General features: G+C 63.9%; 11 protein-coding genes and 2 tRNA genes. 3 read left to right on the forward strand and 10 right to left on the reverse strand.

The window, feature by feature from the left end:
- Nucleotides 1-35: 35 nt before the first annotated feature.
- The 3 genes from GCN78_RS23865 to GCN78_RS23875 form a co-directional block, all read right to left on the reverse strand.
- Nucleotides 36-677 (reverse strand): TetR/AcrR family transcriptional regulator, encoded by a 642-nt coding sequence (locus GCN78_RS23865; protein WP_152253928.1) that lies wholly within the window; start codon nt 675-677, stop codon nt 36-38.
- An 11-nt stretch (nt 678-688) separates the two neighbouring features.
- Nucleotides 689-3115: a membrane-bound PQQ-dependent dehydrogenase, glucose/quinate/shikimate family gene (locus tag GCN78_RS23870; protein WP_152253929.1), complete on the reverse strand. Its 2427-nt coding sequence runs from the start codon at nt 3113-3115 to the stop codon at nt 689-691.
- A 308-nt stretch (nt 3116-3423) separates the two neighbouring features.
- The gene (locus GCN78_RS23875) at nt 3424-4470 is read right to left on the reverse strand and encodes an NAD(P)-dependent alcohol dehydrogenase (protein ID WP_152253930.1); all 1047 of its coding nucleotides are present in this window, start codon (nt 4468-4470) and stop codon (nt 3424-3426) included.
- 178 nt (nt 4471-4648) lie between these two features.
- On the opposite strand from GCN78_RS23875, the gene GCN78_RS23880 reads away from it, so the two are divergent.
- Complete coding sequence (locus tag GCN78_RS23880; protein WP_152253931.1) at nt 4649-5599, forward strand: AraC family transcriptional regulator; 951 nt, start codon at nt 4649-4651, stop codon at nt 5597-5599.
- Here the strand turns inward: GCN78_RS23880 and GCN78_RS23885 are convergent.
- A complete protein-coding gene (locus tag GCN78_RS23885; protein ID WP_152253932.1) occupies nt 5581-9153 on the reverse strand; it encodes a hydantoinase B/oxoprolinase family protein in 3573 nt (1190 codons plus the stop codon). The two genes, GCN78_RS23880 and GCN78_RS23885, sit on opposite strands and share 19 nt — an antisense overlap.
- 132 nt (nt 9154-9285) lie before the next feature.
- Here GCN78_RS23885 and GCN78_RS23890 point away from each other — a divergent pair, with 132 nt between their 5' ends.
- Nucleotides 9286-10830, forward strand: coding sequence for an NAD(P)H-hydrate dehydratase (locus GCN78_RS23890; RefSeq protein WP_152253933.1), 1545 nt, complete (start codon nt 9286-9288; stop codon nt 10828-10830).
- Between the two features lie 147 nt (nt 10831-10977).
- Here GCN78_RS23890 and GCN78_RS23895 read toward each other — a convergent pair whose 3' ends face one another.
- On the reverse strand, nt 10978-11739 hold the full coding sequence (locus tag GCN78_RS23895) for an ABC transporter ATP-binding protein (protein ID WP_413465233.1): 762 nt from the start codon (nt 11737-11739) through the stop codon (nt 10978-10980).
- On the opposite strand from GCN78_RS23895, the gene GCN78_RS23900 reads away from it, so the two are divergent.
- Nucleotides 11738-12427, forward strand: a complete 690-nt coding sequence (locus tag GCN78_RS23900; protein WP_152253934.1) for an arylesterase — start codon at nt 11738-11740, stop codon at nt 12425-12427. The two genes, GCN78_RS23895 and GCN78_RS23900, sit on opposite strands and share 2 nt — an antisense overlap.
- A gap of 205 nt (nt 12428-12632) precedes the next feature.
- On the opposite strand, the gene GCN78_RS23905 is transcribed toward GCN78_RS23900, so the two are convergent.
- From GCN78_RS23905 to lon, 5 genes are all read right to left on the reverse strand, one after another.
- A complete protein-coding gene (locus tag GCN78_RS23905; protein WP_193316847.1) occupies nt 12633-14558 on the reverse strand; it encodes a SurA N-terminal domain-containing protein in 1926 nt (641 codons plus the stop codon).
- A 410-nt stretch (nt 14559-14968) separates the two neighbouring features.
- A tRNA-Asp gene (locus GCN78_RS23910) sits at nt 14969-15045 on the reverse strand.
- A 17-nt stretch (nt 15046-15062) separates the two neighbouring features.
- Nucleotides 15063-15139 (reverse strand) — tRNA-Asp (locus GCN78_RS23915).
- A 125-nt stretch (nt 15140-15264) separates the two neighbouring features.
- A complete protein-coding gene (locus GCN78_RS23920) occupies nt 15265-15537 on the reverse strand; it encodes an HU family DNA-binding protein (RefSeq protein WP_010398442.1) in 273 nt (90 codons plus the stop codon).
- A gap of 204 nt (nt 15538-15741) precedes the next feature.
- Entirely contained in the window at nt 15742-18153 is a 2412-nt protein-coding gene (lon, locus tag GCN78_RS23925) for an endopeptidase La (protein WP_152253936.1), read from the reverse strand.
- Nucleotides 18154-18271: the final 118 nt, after the last annotated feature.

The raw sequence follows: 18271 nt of genomic DNA on the forward strand, positions 1-18271 counted from the left end.
TGGTCACGTAGCCCGGATTGCGCGGCGTGCCGACCTTATTCCGGCCGACGCGCCACCCGCGCCACCACCAGCTCGATCAGCTCCGCGATCAAGGGCCGAAACGTGGCCGCATTGCCGCCCTGCCCCAGCATCACGGTGCGCGTGGTCAGGTGCGAGAAGACGGCGTCAAACAAAATTTGCGGCAGGTTGGACAGCGAGGTGTCGGGCGCGATGCGGCCCTGGGCGCGCTGCTGTTCCAGCAGGCGCAAGATCAATGCGTGCCACACTTGCGGACCGTGCTCGTACCAGGTCAGACCCACGGCCGGCACGGCGGCCGCGCCCGTGACGACGAGGCGGTAGAAATCCACGTGGCGGGGGCTGGTGACGACGGCCACCAGTTCATCGAGGATCAGCTGCAAGCCCTGCTCCAGGCCGACTTGCGAGGTGTCGAGCCGGCGCAGCGCGATGATGAAGTCGGCACACAGGTATTCGACCACCGCCACCAGCAATTCCTGCTTGCTGCCGAAGTAGCGGTAGGCCGTGGCTTTCGAGCCGCCGGCCGCGGCCACGATGGCGTCCATGCTGACGCCGTCGTAGCCGGCGGCGAGGAACAGGTCCGCCGCCGCCACCAGCAGCTTGCGCCGCCGCTCCTCGCTTCGGGTAGTCGGGGAAGCTGGAACGGTGCGCAACTGGGGCATGAAGCAAACTCTTACTGTGTCTTGGGAAGCGCGTATGCTATCACGTAATCTCCCCGGTCCGGGCTCTGGCGGGCGCCGCCCGCCACCACCACGACGTACTGGCGCCCCGACCTGGGCGACACATACGTCATCGGCGTGCCTTGCGAACCGACGGGCATGCGCGCCTTCCACACTTCGCGGCCCGTGGCGATATCCATGGCGCGCAAATAATAATCCTGCGTGCCCGCATAAAACACCAGGCCCGACGCCGTGCTCACGCCGCCGCCCAGGGTCGGCATGCCCAGCGGAATGGGCAGCCGCGCGCGCACGCCATTGATGACGGCATCCTGCACCGTGCCGGCCGGACGCTCCCATACCTTCGTGCGGGTCTTCAAATCGATGGCGGCGAACACGCCCCACGGCGGGCTTTGGCAAGGAATGCCCAGCGGCGAATTGAAGGCCTTGTGGTCGATGACGAACGGCGTGCCATCCATCGGATAGGTGCTGCCCACGCCGTGGCCCGACGTCAGCTTGGCCACGTCCACCGTCTCGCGCGGCACCAGCTTGACCACTTGCGGCATGCGGATATCGTTGACGAACATATAGCCATTGCTTTCATCGACGGCCGCGCCGCCCCAGTTGAAGCCGCCGTAGTAGCCCGGGTAGATCAGCGTCTCTTTCGTACTCGGCGCCGTGAACTCGCCCTGGTAATTGAGCTTGCGGAAGCTGATGCGACAGGCCAGCTGGTCGAAGAAGGTGGCGCCCCACATGTCGCGCTCCGTCAGCGTTTGCGCGCCGAGGGCCGGCATGCCGGTGGAATATGGCTGCGTTTTTGACACCCAGTCGCCGGCCGCGTGCTCCTGCGGCACGGGCTTTTCCACCACGTCCGCTATCGGTTTGCCCGTGCGGCGGTCCAGCATGAAGATCTGTCCACGCTTGGTCAGCTGCACCAGCGCTGGCGTCTTGCCACCCTTGCCGTCCGGGACGTCGTACAGGGCCGGCTGCGCGGCCACGTCGTAATCCCAGATATCGTGGTGGACGGTTTGATACGTCCAGCGCTCGCGGCCCGTGGCCATGTCGAGGGCGACGATGGCCGACGTATATTTTTCCGTCAGCGGCGGACGCTTGCCGCCCCAGAAGTCCGGTTGCTCGTTCCCCGTCGGCAGGTAGACCAGGCCCAGTTCATCGTCGAACGCGGGCGCCGACCACATGTTCGGCGTGCTGCGCGTGTAGGTCTGCCCTTCCGGCGGCAGCCTGGTGATGGCCGGATTGCCCAGGTCCCAGGCCCACACCAGTTCACCCGTGTCGGCGCTGTAGGCGCGCACGACGCCCGATGGTTCATCGGTGGAACGGCCGTCGAAGACCCAGCCACCGAGGATAATCAGGTTGCGCGCGATGGTCGGCGCCGACGTGTAGGCGTAGTACGGCACGTTCATCTTGACCTTGCCCAGGCCGACGGTGAGGTCGACGGAACCCTTGTCGCCGAAACCCTCGCACCGCTTGCCCGTCCGCGCATCGATCTCGATCAGGCGCGCATCCATGGTCACTTGCACGATGCGCTTGGCGCAGGCGCCCGCTTGCGGCGCGCCGGCCGCCTGCATGCCGTCAAAACGGAACGGCTTTGTCACCTTGGCCGGCTCGTAATAGCCGACGCCGCGGCAGCGGTTCCACGTTTTGGTGTTGGCCGGCTTCGGATCGAAGGTCCAGCGCTCCTTGCCCGTGTCCGCGTCGAGCGCGATGACCTTGCTCGTCGGCGTGCACGTATAGATGGTGTCGCCGATCTGCAGCGGCGTGTTTTGCGATTCCGACGCGCCCTCGGCCAGCTCGCCCGAGCGGTAAGTCCACGCCACCTGCAGCTGGTCGACGTTGGCCTTGTCGATCTGCGTGTACGGCGCGAAGCGCGTGCCTTTCGGCCCATTTGCATAGTGCGCCCAGTTGGCGCTGCCGTCGTTGACGGCCGCCACGGCATCCTGCCGCGGCTGCGACGTGGCCTCCAGCACGCCGTGCGGCTTGAACATGGCAGCGAAACCGGCCACCAGCACGACGGCAAACAAGGCGGCGAAACCGCGCGACTGGCCCGTATGCCTGCGCCCCGCCAGCCATGGATGCAGCAAGGCGGCGGCCAGGCCGATGACGAGGAATGGCGCCAAACGCGGCACCATGGGCCAGAAGGCGAAGCCGATTTCCCATACGGCCCACAGCAAGGTCGCCAGCACCAGCGCGGCGACGATGCCGCTGGCCAGCGGCTTGCGGCGCCAATACAGCACGCCCGCCAGTATTAAACCGAGACCGGCCAGCAGGTAGTACCAGGAACCGCCAAGGGTGATGAGTTCGATGCCGCCCGCCGCCAGGGCCAGGCCGGAAAAGCCGAGAAAAACGCCAAAAACCGCCAGGGCAAGGCGCTTGCCCCTGGAGACCGCCGGGATCGCCGCCGCTCCATTCTTTGTTGAAGTGTCCATTTTTTATCCATGACGCCTCCCCTGCCCAGGCAAACACGTCGGGGATGGCTGATTTTTTGAAACCACGTAGTGAAACTGTACTGTACGGTTTCATTTTATGCCGATTTTTAACGCAAGGAAAGAAAAATTGATGCAGGAGCTTGATCTTTGGCGGGGATGGGGAAAGTCTGGCGAACCGAATCCGCTTCTGGTTTTTCGGGAAGCGTTCATGGAACGCTCGAAAAATGCCCAGGGCTAGGCGCCGCGTCGAAAACAGTACGAATGTACGGCGAGACGCGGCAACAACGCCCTGGGCTTTTTCTCGAGCGTTACAAAGAGGCCATGTCGATCACGAAGCGGTATCGCACATCGCTTTTCACGACGCGCTCGAACGCCTCATTGATATCCTGGATGCGGATGATCTCGATGTCGGACACGATATTGTGCTTGCCGCAGAAATCCAGCATTTCCTGGGTTTCCTTGATCGAACCGATCATGGAGCCGGACAGGCTGCGGCGCGCGCCCACCAGGCCGAAGGCGCTGATCGGCGGCACGGCGCCGTCCGGGATGCCGACGATGACCATGCTGCCATCGACTTTCAGCAGGTTGATGTACTGGTTCCAGTCGATGGACGCGCCCACCGTGCAGATGATCAGGTCGAACGTGCCGGCCAGCTTGCTGAACGTTTCCGCGTCGTTGGTGGCGTAGTAATGCGTGGCGCCCAGGCGCAGGCCGTCTTCGCGCTTCGACAAAGTCTGGCTCAGCACCGTCACTTCGGCCCCCATGGCGTGGGCGATCTTCACGCCCATGTGGCCCAGGCCACCCATGCCCAGGATGGCGACCTGCTTGCCAGGGCCGGCCTTCCAGTGGTTCAGCGGGGAATACAGGGTGATGCCGGCGCACAGCAGCGGCGCGGCGGCGTCCAGCGGCAGGTTGTCGGGAATCGACAGCACATAGCCTTCCTTGACGACGATGCTGTCCGAGTAGCCGCCCTGCGTGGCCGTCTTGCCGTCCGCTTCGACGCCATTGTAGGTCTGGATCAGGCCTGGCATGTACTGTTCCAGGTCCACGTTGCGCGTCTTGCAGGTGGTGCAGGAATCGACGAAGCAGCCCACGCCCACGTGGTCGCCCACCTTGAACTTGCTCACATTGGCGCCAACGGCCGTGACGACGCCGGCGATTTCATGGCCGGGCACCATGGGGAAGGCGGCGCCGCCCCATTCGTCGCGCGCCTGGTGGATGTCGGAATGGCACACACCACAGTATTTGATCGAGATGGCCACGTCGTCTGCGCGCGGGGCGCGGCGCTCGAACGTGAACGGTTGCAGTGCGGAAGTCGGGCCCAGTGCGGCGTAGCCTTTGGCGATGGTGGTCATGAAAACTCCTGTATCTATATGTGTGTGACGAGGGGAACGCGTGCCATGCATGCGATTGCACAAGTGTGCCCGAGAAGCCCGTCCGCCGTTACCGCGATCCTGCAAGACCTTTGCACGATCCTCCAAATCTGCGTAAGATCAGCCCCTGCCCTCCCTCGCCTGACGCATACTGCCACCCATGCCTACCCTGCTCCCGCCCCAAGACGAAATCGCCGCCCTGATCAGCCGCCACGCGCCGCGCACGGGCGACTACGCGACGGCCATCGGCCACCTCACCTTCCACCGCCAGTCGTCCGTCACGGAGTCCCTGTTCCATGCGGCGCGCCCCAGCGTGGCCATCATCGCGCAGGGGGCGAAGGACGTCACCCTGGGCACGGAAACCTTCCACTACAGCCGCATGCAGTATCTGCTGACCTCCGTCGACCTACCGGTGCAGGTGCGCGTGGTGGAGGCGAGCGTGGACAAGCCGCACCTGTGCGTGGTGCTGGGCATCGACATCGCCGACGTGGCGGCGCTGCTCGACAGCGAAAGCGCAGCTGGCACCGCGCAGCAGAAAATCCTGCCCGCCACGCGCGGCATATCCGTCAGCGACGTGTCGCCCGAGCTGCTCGACGCCATGCTGCGCCTCGTGCGCCTGCTCGACAAACCGGAGGAAATCGCCGCACTGGCGCCCTTGATCCGCCGCGAGCTGACCTACCGCCTGCTCAATGGCCCCGTCGGCGCGCGCTTGCGCCACATGGCGCTGGCCAGCAGCCAGTCGCACCAGGTGGCGCAAGCCATCGACTGGATCAAGCGGCATTACGCGCAGCCGCTGCGCATCGAGCACCTGGCCGGCATGGCCAACATGAGCATGTCGTCGCTGCACCACCACTTCAAGGCGATCACCGCCATGACGCCGATGCAGTACCAGAAGCTGCTGCGCCTGCAGGAAGCGCGGCGCTTGATGCTGGTCGAGCAGATCGACGCGGGCACGGCCGGCTACCGGGTCGGCTACGCCAGCGAATCGCAGTTCAGCCGCGAATACAGCCGCCAGTTCGGCCGCGCGCCCATGCGCGACGTGGGCCAGGTGCGCGCGCAGCTGAGCGGCGCCAGCGCCAGTACTGACCTGGCCTATTCCATCTTGCCGTAACCGCCGCCGCCCGGCGTCTCGACGACGAACACGTCGCCCGCCTGCATGTCGGTCTTGCCGATATGCGCCAGGTGTTCCAGCGTGCCGTCCGCGCGCTCGACGTAATTGCGTCCCAGCGCGCCCGCCTCGCCGCCGGCCATGCCGAACGGCGGGTAAATCCGGTTGTTCGACAGGATGGCCGCCGTCATGGGCTCGAGGAAGCGCACCCGGCGTACGCCGCCATTGCCGCCGTGCCAGCGCCCCGCCCCGCCCGACCCTGCGCGAATGCTGTAGCTGTCCAGGCGCACGGGGAAGCGCCACTCGAGGATTTCCGGGTCCGTCAGGCGCGAATTGGTCATGTTCGTCTGCACCACGTCCGTGCCGTCGAAGCCGGGGCCGGCGCCCGAGCCGCCCGATATCGTCTCGTAGTACTGGTACTTGGCGCTGCCGAACGTGAAATTGTTCATCGTCCCCTGCGAGGCCGCCATCGCACCCAGCGCGCCATACAGGGCGTTGGTGATGCAGGTCGAGGTTTCCACATTGCCCGAGACGACGGAGGCCGGATACTGCGGGTTGAGCATGGAACCGGGCGGGATGATCACGGTCAAGGGTTTCAAACAGCCCGCGTTCAGGGGAATCTCGTCGTCGACCAGGGTGCGGAATACGTACAGCACGGCCGCCATGCAGACGGCGGACGGCGCATTGAAATTGTTCGGCAACTGGGCGGACGTTCCGGTGAAATCGATGGTCGCGCTAAGCCCGGCCACGTCGACCCTGATCGCCACCTGGATGCGCGCGCCGTTGTCCAGGTCCAGCGCGTAGCTGCCATCCTTCAGGGTCGTGATGACCCGGCGCACGGCTTCCTCGGCGTTGTCCTGCACGTGGCCCATGTAGGCCTGCACCACAGGCAAACCGAAATGCGCGACCATCTTGCCCAATTCCTCGGCCCCCTTCTGGTTGGCCGCCACCTGGGCGCGCAGGTCGGCCAGGTTTTGCCGGGGATTGCGGGCCGGCCAGCTGGCGCCTGCCAGCAGGGCCAGGGTATCGTCTTCGCGCATCACGCCAGTGGCGCCGTCGACCAGCTTGAAATTGTCGATCAACACGCCCTCTTCCTCGATGCGCGTGGAGTCGGGAGGCATGGAGCCGGGCGTCGTGCCGCCGATGTCCGCATGGTGGCCGCGCGAGCCGACGTAGAAGAGGATGGATTCCCCCTTCTCGTCGAAGACGGGCGAGATCACCGTCACGTCGGGCAGATGCGTGCCGCCGTGATAGGGATCGTTCAGCATGAAGACGTCGCCCGGCCGCATGGCGCCCGCATTGCGCGTCATGACGGTGCGGATGCTCTCGCCCATGGAACCCAGGTGCACGGGCATGTGCGGCGCATTGGCGATCAGCTGACCTTGCGCGTCGAAGATGGCGCAGCTGAAGTCGAGCCGCTCCTTGATGTTGACGGAATGGGCCGTATTTTGCAGGCGCAGGCCCATCTGCTCGGCGATCGACATGAACAGGTTGTTGAAGATTTCCAGCATGACGGGATCCGCATTGGTCCCCATGGCGACACGCCCGGGCAAGGCGGCGATCCTGCGCAAAATCAAATGGCCATGCGCCGTGACGTCGGCGCGCCAGCCCGGCTCGATGACGGTGGTGGCGTTGGCGTCGCTGACGATGGCCGGGCCGTCGATGGCGTCGCCGGGACGCAGGCTGTCGGCCGCATACAGGCCGCTGTCGCGCCACGCACCGGCGCAATAGATCTGCACCGTGCGCAGCGGCGCCAGCGCGCCAGCGCGCGCCGCGTGGACCGGCGCGGCCGGCTGGGGCGCATCGGATGCGCCGATGGCTTCCACGGAAATGGCCTCGACGATCAAGGCGCGCGTGGGCATCAGGAAGGAGAAACGCTTCTTGTAGGCCGCTTCGAACTGCGCCTGCATGCCGGCGGCCGTATTGAACAGCACGACGAGGGCCGTATCCGTGCCTTCATAGCGCAGGTGCACGCGCGATACGAGCGCGATGCGGTCCGCTGCCACGCCCTGGCGCAGCAGGTCGCCCCGCGCCAGCTCGCCCAGTTGCGCGACATCGCGCGCCAGATCCGCGCCCAGCGCCGCCTCGATGGCCTGCTCGCGCATGGCGCTCTGGTCGGCCAGGCCCATGCCGTAGGCCGACATCACGCCCGCCAGGCCGTGGATGAATACCGTGCGCATGCCCAGCGCATCGGCCACCAGGCAGGCGTGCTGGCCGCCCGCGCCGCCAAAGCTGGTGAGCGTGTATTCCGTGACGTCGTGACCGCGCTGCACGGAAATCTGCTTGATGGCGTTGGCCATGTTGCCCACGGCGATGGCGACATAGCCTTCGGCCACCTGTTCCGGCGTCGAGTTCACCGTGCGCGCCAATGCTTCGAACTGGGCGCGCACGGTGGCCGCGTCCAGCGCTTCATTGGCGTCGGGGCCGAAGACGCGGGGAAAGAAGTCGGGCTGCAGCTTGCCCAGCATGACGTTGCAGTCGGTGACGGCCAGCGGGCCGCCGCGCCGGTAGCTTGCGGGCCCCGGGTTGGCACCCGCGCTGTCCGGCCCCACCTTGTAGCGGGCGCCGTCGAAATGCAGGATGGAGCCGCCGCCCGCCGCCACCGTGTGGATGCTCATCATGGGCGCGCGCATGCGCACGCCGGCGATCTGCGTCTCGAATACGCGCTCGAACTCGCCCGCGTAATGCGACACGTCCGTCGAGGTGCCGCCCATGTCGAAGCCGATGACTTTATCGAAACCGGCCAGCGCGCTGGCCCGCACCATGCCGACGATGCCGCCGGCGGGGCCGGACAAAATGCTGTCCTTGCCCTGGAAGGCGCGCGCATCCGTCAAGCCGCCGTTCGACTGCATGAATTGCAGGTGCACGCCGGGCAGCTCCATCGCCAGCTGGTCGACATAGCGGCGCAGGATCGGCGACAGATAGGCGTCGACCACGGTGGTGTCGCCGCGCGCCACCAGTTTCATCATGGGGCTGACCTCATGCGACACGGACACCTGCGTAAAACCGGCTTCGCGCGCCAGCTGCGCCACCCGCGCCTCGTGCGCGTGATGGCGGTAGCCGTGCATCAGCACGATGGCGATGGCGCGCACGCCGCGCGCATGGGCCTGTGCCAGCGCGGCGCGCGCGGCCGCCTCGTCGAGCGGCGTCACGACGTCACCGTGGGCGCCCACCCTTTCATCGATCTCGATCACGTCGCCATACAGCAGTTCGGGCAGGATGATCTGGCGCGCGAACAGCTGCGGGCGGTTCTGGTAGGCGATGCGCAGCGCGTCGCGAAAACCGCGCGTGATGGCCAGCACGGTGGGTTCGCCCTTGCGCTCGAGCAGCGCATTGGTGGCGACCGTCGTGCCCATCTTGATGGCGCCCACCAGTTCGACGGGCAGCGGCGCGCCTGGCGCAAGCCCCATCAGCTGGCGCATGCCGGCCAGCGCCGCGTCGCGGTACTGGCCCGGGTTCTCCGACAGCAGTTTGAAGGTGGCCAGGCTGCCGTCAGGGCGGCGCGCCACGATGTCCGTAAAGGTGCCGCCCCGGTCGATCCAGAATTGCCAGTCCATCGTCCTGCCCCCATGCTTATGTGAGATGGCTATTGTAGCCGCCAAACAGGGGCGCGTTTCAGGCGTGCGCGCCTTGCCTTTCGTCCGCTTCGGCCTTATGTTGAAGATATGCTGACTAAGGGAATACGCTCCATGAACCTGATCGACTCCGCAACACCGCTGTATGCCATCGCCGAACTGCGCGCCATCGAACAATCGGCCATGCGCGACCTGCCGCAAGGGCTGCTGATGCAGCGCGCGGGCCAGGCCGCCGCCAGTGCCGCCCTGAAGCTGCTGCACGCCCAGGAAGATGGCGACGGCGCGGGCCACCGGCGCGTACTGGTGCTGGCCGGCCCCGGCGACAACGGCGGCGACGCGCTGGAAGCGGCCGCGCACCTGGCCGGCAGCGGCACCGAGGTGCTCGTCTGGCTGGCGCCCGAGGCGCAAGCCACGTCGCCCGAGCGCGAACAGGCGCTGAGCCGCGCGCGCAACTGCAGCGCGCACTGCATGGAGGCGGCGACCAGTACGGCGTCGGCCGCGGTGGGCGCGGCGCCATGGCACCTCGTCATTGATGGCCTGTTCGGCATCGGCGCCTCGCGCCCCCTGGATGGCGAATGCCGTGACATGGCGCAGCTGGTCAACAACCTCGATTGCCCCGTGCTGGCGCTCGACGTGCCCAGCGGCCTGCACGCGGACACGGGCGCCATCGACGGCGTCGCCATCCGCGCCACGCATACGCTCACCTTCATCGGCGACAAGCCGGGCCTGCACACGGCGAATGGCCGCGACTATGCGGGCGAGGTGGAGGTGGCAAGCCTGGCCATAGCTCCTGCCCTGCTGCCGCCCGCCAGGGCCCAGCTGGGCGGCCTGCACCTGTTCGCCCGCCAGCTGCAGCCGCGCCGGCAAAACACGCACAAGGGCAGCTACGGCAGCGTCGCCATCATCGGCGGCGCGCAGGGCATGGCCGGCGCGCCCATCCTGGCGGCCCGCACGGCACTGCACGCGGGCGCGGGTCGCGTGTATCTCGCTTTTCCCGACGCGCCGCCCGCGTTCGACAGCGGCCAGCCGGAACTGATGTGCCGGCACGCCAGGGACGTGGATTTCTCGGGCCTGCATTTTGCCGCGCTGGTGGCCGGCCCCGGCCTCGGCGACAAGGCCGGCACGGTGGAACTGCTGTTGCGGGCGTTCGAGAGCGACAGCCCGCTGTTGCTGGACGCCGATGCGCTGAACCTGATGGCAGCCGAGCCGGAACTGCAATCGGCGCTGGCCGTGCGCACGGGCGCGGGGGCGACGATTTTGACCCCGCACCCGCTGGAAGCGGCGCGCCTGCTCGACATGACGGTGGCCGAGGTGCAGGGAGACCGCCTGGCCGCGGCGCGCCAGCTGGCGGCGCAGCTGGGCGTCATCGTCGTCCTGAAAGGTTCCGGCACGGTGATCGCCGCGCCGGACGGCAACGTCGTCGTCAACAGCACGGGCGGCCCCGCGCTGGCCACTGCCGGCACGGGCGACGTGCTGTCCGGCCTGTGCGGCAGCCTGCTGGCGCAGGGCTGGCCGGAATGGGAAGCGGCGCTGGGCGCCGTGTGGCTGCATGGCGCGGCGGCCGACGCGCTGGTGGCGGCAGGCAGCGGCCCGATCGGACTGACGGCCGGGGAATTGATCCCGGCCATCCGCCGGTTGATCAATGCCTTGTCAGTGTAATAACGACGTATTACAAGGAATGTCACGACGCCTGACAGTACCGTAGCGAGCGTCAGTGATTTGTGGCCGAGAAGCGCAACTGTGCTCTAGCACAGTGAGCATCGCCGGCCGCAAAGCGCGACGCGCAGTAGGTAATGTCAGGTGTATCTAGATCAGCCGGCCCGCCGAGATCGTAATCGTCCGCCCGCAACGCGCCGCGATCGAACTGTCGTGGGTGACGAGCACCAGGGTCGAACCGCGTTCGCGGTTCAACTCGAACATCAGCTGGATCACGGCTTCGCCGGTGGCCGCGTCCAGGCTGCCCGTCGGTTCGTCGGCGAACAGCAGCGGCGGCTGCGTGACGAAGGCGCGCGCCAGCGCCACGCGCTGCTGCTCGCCGCCGGACAGGTATTTCGGATAGTGTTTCAATCGGCTGCCCAGGTTGACCCTGCCCAGCATCGCTTGCGCCTTTTCCTTCGCCTGCGGGTCGCCCCGCAGTTCCAGCGGCAGCATGACGTTTTCCAGCGCCGTCAGGTGAGCCAGCAGCTGGAAGGACTGGAATACGAAACCGAGCTTCTCCTTGCGGAAACCGGCGCGGCCGTCTTCGTCGAGGGCGAAGATATCGGTGCCGTCGAGGATGACCTTACCCTCGCTGGGCGTATCCAGGCCGGCCAGCAAGCCCAGTAAAGTGGACTTGCCGGAACCGGAGGCGCCGACGATGGCCAGCGTCTCGGCCGTTTGCACGGTAAAATCGACGCGATGCAGGATGGTCAGCTCACCATCGGCATCGGGTACGCGCTTGGCCAGCTGGACCACTTCGATGGCCGGCCGGGCATTTTGGCTGTTTTGACTGTTGGGTGCGGCGGGCCGCTGGGCCGCCGCGTCGGACGGGAGAAAACTGGTGGAAGTCGCTTTAGGGAATTCGGGCATGCTGATCTATCTTAAAAAATTTCGTGAACAAATAAGTGTCAAGGGCGATAACCGCCTGCGACGGCGCACCCTGGCCTTGCTTCCTGCGGCAGCCCTGCTCCTGGTGTCAGGCATGACGAGCGCCTATTCTGCACCAAAAACGCTGCTGGTGCTCGGCGATAGCCTGTCGGCCGAATATGGGCTGGCACGGGGCACGGGTTGGGTGGCGCTGCTGGAACAGCGGCTGGCCGCGCAGAAGAACGACACGCGCATCGTCAACGCCAGCATCAGCGGCGAGACCACCAGCGGCGGCCGCGCGCGCCTGCCCGCCCTGCTGGCGAAGCACGAGCCCGACGTCGTGCTGATCGAACTGGGCGCGAACGACGGCTTGCGCGGCTTGCCCGTGGCGGCCGCCGAAGCGAATCTGCGCGCCATGGGCGAGGCGGCCAAAAAATCGGGCGCGCAGGTGGTGCTGGTGGGCATGCGCATGCCGCCCAACTATGGCCGCGCCTATGGCGAGCAGTTTTATGGCGTGTACGGCAAGCTGGCGAAGGAATGGAAGGCGCCGCTGGTCCCCTTCATGTTCGAAGGCATCGCCGACCAGCCGCAGCTGTTCCAGGCCGACCGCATGCACCCGAACGCAAAGGCGCATCCGACCATCCTGAAAAATATCTGGCCGCAACTGGCGCCGTTGCTGAAAGCCAAGTAAGCCGGCTCAGAAGCTCGCTCAATTTTCACCCCGTAGGCCGAACTGCCGGGGTCGGACCCTCAGGGGGAATACGCTCCAATGGAGCGTATTCCGATCACGAAGTGACCGACCCCAGTCTTGCGCCCTTGGGTTAAACAAGGTTCACAACTCGCAGACAAAAAAAATAGCCGCTCTAGGAGCGGCTATTTTCATGCGTGCAAACTGATTATGGCGCTTCCGGCGCTGGGGCGGCTGGGGCGGTGACCGGCTTGACGATCTTCACCTTGGCCTTGGCTTTCAGGTACTCGACGTAATCGAACATTTCCTGTTGTGCCAGGATGCCGCTGATCTGGTCTTTCTCTTGCTGGCGGCGTGCCGCGTCCACTTGCGCCGGCTGCTGCACCTTGGCGATGCGGTAGATGCCGTAGCCCAGGGCTGGCAGGTCCACGCCCACATAGGCTGGCAGCTTGCTCGTGTCCGCTTTCATGACTTGCGCGATGGCGGCACGGTTGATGCCGTCTAGCTTGCTGCGCGACACCCATTGCGCCGCGCCGAAACCGCTCGCGTCACCCGAGGCCTTCAAGGCGGCCAGCTTGGTCTCGCCCGCCTTCTTGGCCAGCTTTTCCGCTTCTTCCAGGGTCACGCGCTGACGGATCATCGCTTCGACTTCGGCCAGCGGACGCTTCGAGGCAGGCTTGAATTCCACCACGCGGCCGGCGATCAGCACGTTCGGTGCGACGGTGACGGCTTCCGTGTTGCGCTTGTCTTTCAGCGAGTCGTTCGAGAAGATGGCGGTCAGGAACTTGGCGTTGTTGAACGGCGCCGTGCCCAGTGCTGGCGACGGTGTGCGCGACAGGTTGGCGACGGTTTCCACTTTCAGCTTCAGCTTGTCGGCCACCGGCTTCAGGCTGTCCGATTGCTCGTAGACCGTGTTGGTGAACGTTTCCGCCATTTCCGAGTATTTCTTGGCGGCGAATTGCTTGCGCAGGTCGGCCGTGATTTCGCCGCGCACTTCATCGAGCGCACGCACGTGCTCTGGCTTGAGCGAAGTGACCGTCAGGATGTGGAAGCCGAAATCGGAAGCGACGACATCGCTGATTTCGCCTTGCTTGAGTTTTGAAACGGCGTTCAGCAGCGGCGTTGGCAAACCGTCCTTGCCGATCACGCCCAGGTCGCCGCCCTGCTCCGCGGAGGCAGGATCTTCCGACTTGGCCTTGGCCACGGCGGCAAAGCTGGCTGGCGCCTTGCGCACGTCGGCCAGGATGGCTTCAGCCTTGGCCTTGGCGGCGGCCTTGTCGGCGGCCGAGGCGTCTTTCTTGACGGCTACGAGGATGTGGCTGGCCTGGCGCGCTTCTGGCGTCGTGTAGGCTTTCTGGTTCTTCGCGTAATAGGCCGTCACGTCGGCGTCGCTGACGTCGACTTGCTCGCCGGCGGCGCTGCCGTCCAGCACGACGTACTCGATCTTCGCTTGTTCCGGGATTTCGAAGAACTTGCCGTTCTTGTCATAGAAAGCCTTGATCATGGCGTCCGTCACTTTGACTTCCGGCACGTACTGGGCGATCGGCAACAGCAGTTCCTGCACTTCACGCTCTTCCGAGGTGATGTCGGACAGGCGCTTGGAGACGGTGTTCGGCGCGAAGGCGGTGCCTTGCACGGCGCCGGCCAGCTGCTGCAGGGCCAGGTCGCTGCGGCGGCGCGCATCGTACATCTGCGGCGTCATGCCTTGGGCGGCCAGCATGGCCTTGTAGCGTTCCAGGTCGAATTTACCGTCCGGCAAGGTCAGGCCAGGGATTTCCAGCACTTCCTTTTGCAGCACGGCATCGCTGATGACCAGGTGGCTACGGCCCACTTCGGCGGCCACGGCGCGCTCGGCGATCAGGTTGTCGAGGATGCTCTGGCGCGCTTCCGGTGTGTCAAACATTTTCTGGTCGAACTGCTCGCCCATCATCTGGCGGTAGCGGTCGATCTGCTGGCGTTGCGCTTCTTCATATTGTTGCTGCGTAACGACCTGGTCGCCGACCTTGGCGATGGTGTTCGCGCCGTCGCCGAAGCTTTGGTAGCCGCTGATACCGACCAGTGCAAAAGACGGGACGATGACCAGCATCAAGAGAAACTGCATCAAGCGTCGATGGGTACGAATAAATTCAAACATGGTCAGCCAATTCGGGATGAGTGGATCACTATAAAAAAAGGCGAACATGCGTTCGCCTTGATTTCTTCGGCGGAATGGACGGGACAGATGTCCACTTCCCCTTTAGATTCAACAACTTGGCGCTGGAACTAAAGCAGGATTCTGACGCCCAAGCCATTATCTCCTGATTCTACAATGCCCATAGCGCTATAGCAAGAGTAAATCAGGGCGCGCGCCCTGCCCTGGCGCCGCCTGGACGGCAAGGCGCCGGACTCGGGCATTTAACCCGACGCGGCTTAAAGGGGATGTAAACGCCGGCGTCTTTATTCAAAACGGCACGATGGGATTTTAAAAGCAGGCGCGCCGAGATAATCTGGCGCTGGAAAAGAAAAACCCGCGCTACTTATTCAGCAGCGCGGGCTTCTATATTCTGGCGGAGCGGACGGGACTCGAACCCGCGACCCCCGACGTGACAGGCCGGTATTCTAACCAACTGAACTACCACTCCTTGAGAGCGTATTTTTTTGGCGGAGCGGACGGGACTCGAACCCGCGACCTCCGACGTGACAGGCCGGCATTCTAACCAACTGAACTACCACTCCGAAAAATACACAGTACTACTTGCATTTGTATCCAGGGCTGCGATTCGTCGAACTTCAACCCTGAAATCGCGGCACCCGAGAGCGCCGCCAAATGTTTCCGGTGATTGTCACCTCACCGAAGTCCGTTAGTTTACAGCATCCTTCAAAGCTTTACCAGCTTTAAATTTTGGAACTTTTGCTGCTTCGATCGTGATCGCTTCTTTGGTACGCGGATTGCGGCCGGTACGCTCAGCGCGTTCGCTGACCGAGAAAGTGCCAAAACCAACCAGCGTCACGCTGTCGTTGTTTTTCAAAGTTTCCGTCACGCCGCCGATAACAGCGTCGAGAGCGCGCGCAGCGGCGGCTTTGGAAATGTCAGCTTTTTCAGCAATGTGGTCGATCAATTCAGTCTTGTTCACTAGCATCCCCAATTACAAAGGTATAAAACGTTTACCGTATCGTTGCGGCACTTTTGGCACCACAGCTGTCCGGCGAAAAAAATGTGCAGGCGTATTAAACAAGCCACACTGTATATGTGTCAAGCGCTTTGGGGGCGCAATTCACGTTTCAATATAAAACAAGCGCTCTAAAAGCGCTTGTTTGGGGAAAACAGGGGTAAAACGTTAGTGTTTTACTACCTCACCGGCCGTGTCAGGCTTGGCCGCAGCGGCCGTGACAGCCTCCACCGCAGCGACGTCCGCCAACGCTTCAGGCATGCGTTCGAGGGCGATTTCCAGCACTTTGTCGATCCAGCGCACGGGTACGATCTCCAGTTTGTTCTTGACGTTGTCCGGAATGTCGGCCAGGTCTTTCACGTTTTGCTCTGGAATCAGGACCGTCTTGATGCCGCCGCGATGGGCCGCCAGCAGCTTTTCCTTCAGGCCGCCGATCGGCAATACTTCGCCGCGCAAGGTGATCTCGCCCGTCATCGCCACGTCGGCGCGCACGGGGATGCCCGTGAAGACCGACACCATCGCCACCGTCATGGCCGCGCCAGCCGAAGGACCGTCCTTCGGTGTCGCGCCTTCCGGCACGTGGATGTGGATGTCGCTCTTCTCGAACACGTCCGCCTTGATGCCCAGGCGCTGTGCCCGGCTGCGCACCACCGTGCGGGCTGCCTCGATCGACTCTTTCATGACGTCGCCCAGGGTACCCGTGCGGATGATGCCGCCCTTGCCCGGCATCGACACGGCTTCGATGGTCAGCAGATCGCCGCCCACTTCCGTCCATGCCAGACCGACCACCTGGCCTACCTGGTTTTCTTTCTCTGCGACACCGAAATCATAGCGGCGCACGCCCAGGAATTTATCCAGGTTCTTCGAGTTGACGATGACTTTCTTGTCGGATTTCTTCAGCAGCAGCATCTTGACCACCTTGCGGCAGATCTTCGACACTTCCCGCTCGAGCGAACGCACACCGGCTTCCCGCGTGTAGTAGCGGATGATGTCGCGCAGGGCCGACTCGGCCACCGAGATTTCCTCTTCCTTCAAGCCATTGTTCTTGATCTGCTTCGGCAACAGGTAACGCTGCGCGATGCTGGTCTTTTCATCTTCCGTGTAACCGGACAGACGAATCACTTCCATGCGGTCGAGCAAGGCTGGCGGAATGTTGTACGAATTCGACGTGGCCACGAACATCACGTCGGACAAGTCGAAATCGACTTCGATGTAATGGTCGGAGAACGTGTGGTTCTGTTCCGGATCGAGCACTTCCAGCAGGGCCGACGACGGGTCGCCACGGAAATCGGCGCCCATCTTGTCGACTTCATCGAGCAGGAACAAGGGATTGCGCACGCCGACTTTCGACAGCGATTGCAGGATCTTGCCCGGCATCGAGCCGATGTAGGTGCGGCGATGGCCGCGGATCTCGGCTTCGTCGCGCACGCCGCCCAGGGCCATGCGCACGAACTTGCGGTTCGTCGCGCGGGCGATGGACTGGCCCAGCGAGGTCTTGCCAACGCCCGGAGGACCGACGAAGCACAGGATAGGCGCTTTCAGCTTGTCGACGCGCTGTTGCACCGCGAGGTATTCCAGGATGCGTTCCTTGACCTTGTCGAGGCCGTAGTGGTCGCCTTCGAGCACTTTTTCCGCATTCGCCAGGTCGTTATTGACCTTGGATTTCTTTTTCCAAGGCAAGTTGACCAGGGTGTCGATGTAGTTGCGCACGACGGTGGCTTCGGCCGACATCGGCGACATCAGCTTGAGTTTTTTCAGCTCGTTGGTGGCCTTGTCGAGCGCTTCCTTCGGCATTTTTGCCGAAGCGACTTTTTTCTCCAGCTCGTCGAGGTCGGCACCATCTTCGCCCTCGCCCAGTTCTTTCTGGATCGCCTTGACTTGCTCGTTCAGGTAGTACTCGCGCTGCGACTTTTCCATCTGGCGCTTGACGCGGCCGCGGATGCGCTTTTCCACCTGCAGGATGTCGAGCTCGCCTTCGAGCTGGCCCAGCAGGTGCTCGAGGCGCTTGGCCACGCTGAAAATTTCCAGGATGACTTGTTTTTGCTCCAGCTTCAGCGGCAGGTGCGCGGCCACCGTGTCGGCCAGACGGCCGGCATCGTCGATGCCCGACAGCGAAGCGAGAATTTCTGGAGGGATCTTTTTGTTCAGTTTGACGTACTGGTCGAACTGCTGCACGATCGCGCGGCGCATGGCTTCGACTTCCGACTCGTCGCCCGGCTCGGACTCGAGCGGCGTCAGGTCGGCGATGAAGTGCGTCGGCGCATCGCTGATATGGTTGATGCGGGCACGCTGCGCGCCTTCGACCAGCACCTTGACGGTGCCATCGGGCAGCTTCAGCATTTGCAGGATATTGGCGACACAGCCAATTTCATAGATGTCCGAAGGAGACGGCTCGTCCTTCGCGGCTGCTTTTTGAGCGGCAAGCATGATGCTCTTGCCCTGCTCCATCGCAGCTTCCAGTGCCTTGATCGACTTTGGACGGCCAACGAACAGCGGTATCACCATATGCGGGAAAACGACGACATCCCGCAACGGCAATAACGGCAGTTGAGTTTGCTCAGTTAATTTGGAAGTTGTCATGGCGTACCTTATAGAAAGCGTGTTTACGATGTTGGCGCTCGCTGCCAAAACACAAGACCGGCGAGAATAAATAATTCTGTGAAACAAACATAAAGTCTATTTCGCAAAACACACCCGC

It is taken from the genome of Janthinobacterium rivuli (assembly GCF_009208735.1).
GTDB lineage: Bacteria > Pseudomonadota > Gammaproteobacteria > Burkholderiales > Burkholderiaceae_D > Janthinobacterium.